Raw genomic sequence first — 2,989 nt, forward strand, 5'->3', positions numbered from 1 at the left:
ATCAACTCGAAACTCCTTCGGGTTGTATGGTTAAGTGACTAAGCGTACACGGTGGATGCCTTGGCAGTCAGAGGCGATGAAGGACGTATTAACTTGCGATAAGCCCAGATTAGGTAGTAAAAACCATTTGAGTCTGGGATTTCCGAATGGGGAAACCCAATACCATAAGGTATTACTGTTGAGTGAATACATAGCTCAACAGGGCGAACCGGGGGAACTGAAACATCTAAGTACCCCGAGGAAAAGAAATCAACCGAGATTCCGAAAGTAGCGGCGAGCGAAATTGGACTAGCCCTTAAGCTTTACACGCGTTAGACGAACAGCCTGGAAAGGCCGACGATACAGGGTGATAGTCCCGTAGTTGACGACGTGTGTTCAGTGAAATCGAGTAGGGCGGGACACGTGATATCCTGTCTGAATATGGGGGGACCATCCTCCAAGGCTAAATACTACTGACTGACCGATAGTGAACCAGTACCGTGAGGGAAAGGCGAAAAGAACCCCTGTGAGGGGAGTGAAATAGAACCTGAAACCGTGTACGTACAAGCAGTAGGAGCAGGCTTTGTCCTGTGACTGCGTACCTTTTGTATAATGGGTCAGCGACTTATATTCAGTGGCAAGGTTAACCATCTAGGGGAGCCGTAGGGAAACCGAGTCTTAACTGGGCGTTCAGTCTCTGGATATAGACCCGAAACCAGGTGATCTAGCCATGGGCAGGTTGAAGGTTGAGTAACATCAACTGGAGGACCGAACCGACTAATGTTGAAAAATTAGCGGATGACTTGTGGCTAGGGGTGAAAGGCCAATCAAACCTGGAGATAGCTGGTTCTCCCCGAAAGCTATTTAGGTAGCGCCTCGGACGAATACTACTGGGGGTAGAGCACTGTTAAGGCTAGGGGGTCATCCCGACTTACCAACCCTTTGCAAACTCCGAATACCAGTAAGTACTATCCGGGAGACACACGGCGGGTGCTAACGTCCGTCGTGGAGAGGGAAACAACCCAGACCGCCAGCTAAGGTCCCAAATTACTACTAAGTGGGAAACGATGTGGGAAGGCTCAGACAGCCAGGATGTTGGCTTAGAAGCAGCCATCATTTAAAGAAAGCGTAATAGCTCACTGGTCGAGTCGGCCTGCGCGGAAGATGTAACGGGGCTAAGTAGTAAACCGAAGCTGCGGCAATGCACTTTTAGTGCATTGGGTAGGGGAGCGTTCTGTAAGCGGTTGAAGGTGTGTGGTAACGCATGCTGGACGTATCAGAAGTGCGAATGCTGACATGAGTAACGATAAAGGGGGTGAAAAACCTCCTCGCCGGAAGACCAAGGGTTCCTGTCCAACGTTAATCGGGGCAGGGTAAGTCGACCCCTAAGGCGAGGCCGAAAGGCGTAGTCGATGGGAAACGGGTTAATATTCCCGTACTTCTTACAATTGCGATGGGGGGACGGAGAAGGCTAGGTGGGCCTGGCGACGGTTGTCCAGGTTCAAGTGCGTAGGCTGAGAAATTAGGTAAATCCGGTTTCTCTTAAGGCTGAGACACGACGTCGAGCATCTACGGATGTGAAGTCATTGATGCCATGCTTCCAGGAAAAGCCTCTAAGCTTCAGATTGTAAGGAATCGTACCCCAAACCGACACAGGTGGTCGGGTAGAGAATACCAAGGCGCTTGAGAGAACTCGGGTGAAGGAACTAGGCAAAATGGTACCGTAACTTCGGGAGAAGGTACGCTCTCGACGGTGAAGTCCCTCGCGGATGGAGCTATTGAGAGTCGCAGATACCAGGTGGCTGCAACTGTTTATTAAAAACACAGCACTGTGCAAAATCGCAAGATGACGTATACGGTGTGACGCCTGCCCGGTGCCGGAAGGTTAATTGATGGGGTTAGACTTCGGTCGAAGCTCTTGATCGAAGCCCCGGTAAACGGCGGCCGTAACTATAACGGTCCTAAGGTAGCGAAATTCCTTGTCGGGTAAGTTCCGACCTGCACGAATGGCGTAATGATGGCCACGCTGTCTCCACCCGAGACTCAGTGAAATTGAAATCGCTGTGAAGATGCAGTGTACCCGCGGCTAGACGGAAAGACCCCGTGAACCTTTACTACAGCTTGGCACTGAACATTGACCCTACATGTGTAGGATAGGTGGGAGGCTTTGAAACGCAGTCGCTAGATTGCGTGGAGCCGTCCTTGAAATACCACCCTTGTAGTGTTGATGTTCTAACGTTGACCCCTTATCGGGGTTGCGGACAGTGCCTGGTGGGTAGTTTGACTGGGGCGGTCTCCTCCCAAAGCGTAACGGAGGAGCACGAAGGTGGGCTAATCACGGTTGGACATCGTGAGGTTAGTGCAATGGCATAAGCCCGCTTGACTGCGAGAATGACAATTCGAGCAGGTGCGAAAGCAGGTCATAGTGATCCGGTGGTTCTGAATGGAAGGGCCATCGCTCAACGGATAAAAGGTACTCCGGGGATAACAGGCTGATACCGCCCAAGAGTTCATATCGACGGCGGTGTTTGGCACCTCGATGTCGGCTCATCACATCCTGGGGCTGAAGTCGGTCCCAAGGGTATGGCTGTTCGCCATTTAAAGTGGTACGCGAGCTGGGTTTAGAACGTCGTGAGACAGTTCGGTCCCTATCTGCCGTGGGCGTTGGAGAATTGAAAGGGGCTGCTCCTAGTACGAGAGGACCGGAGTGGACGAACCTCTGGTGTTCGGGTTGTGTCGCCAGACGCATTGCCCGGTAGCTAAGTTCGGGATCGATAACCGCTGAAAGCATCTAAGCGGGAAGCGAGCCTTGAGATGAGTTCTCCCTGATACTTTAAGTATCCTAAAGGGTTGTCGTAGACTACGACGTTGATAGGCAGGGTGTGTAAGCGTTGTGAGGCGTTGAGCTAACCTGTACTAATTGCCCGTGAGGCTTAACCATACAACACCCAAGGGGTTTTGATGGACTCAATGAAAGAACATTGAATGTGTAAGAACGAGAATTAAAAAA

At 51.2% G+C, this 2,989-nt stretch carries 1 rRNA gene; it reads left to right on the forward strand.

The window, feature by feature from the left end:
* Positions 1-28 precede the first annotated feature (28 nt).
* Positions 29-2,920 (forward strand): 23S ribosomal RNA (locus tag L3V37_RS23810).
* The last annotated feature ends 69 nt before the right edge of the window (positions 2,921-2,989 follow it).

It is taken from the genome of Vibrio sp. D54, assembly GCF_021728075.1.
GTDB classification, from domain to species: Bacteria; Pseudomonadota; Gammaproteobacteria; order Enterobacterales; family Vibrionaceae; genus Vibrio; species Vibrio alginolyticus.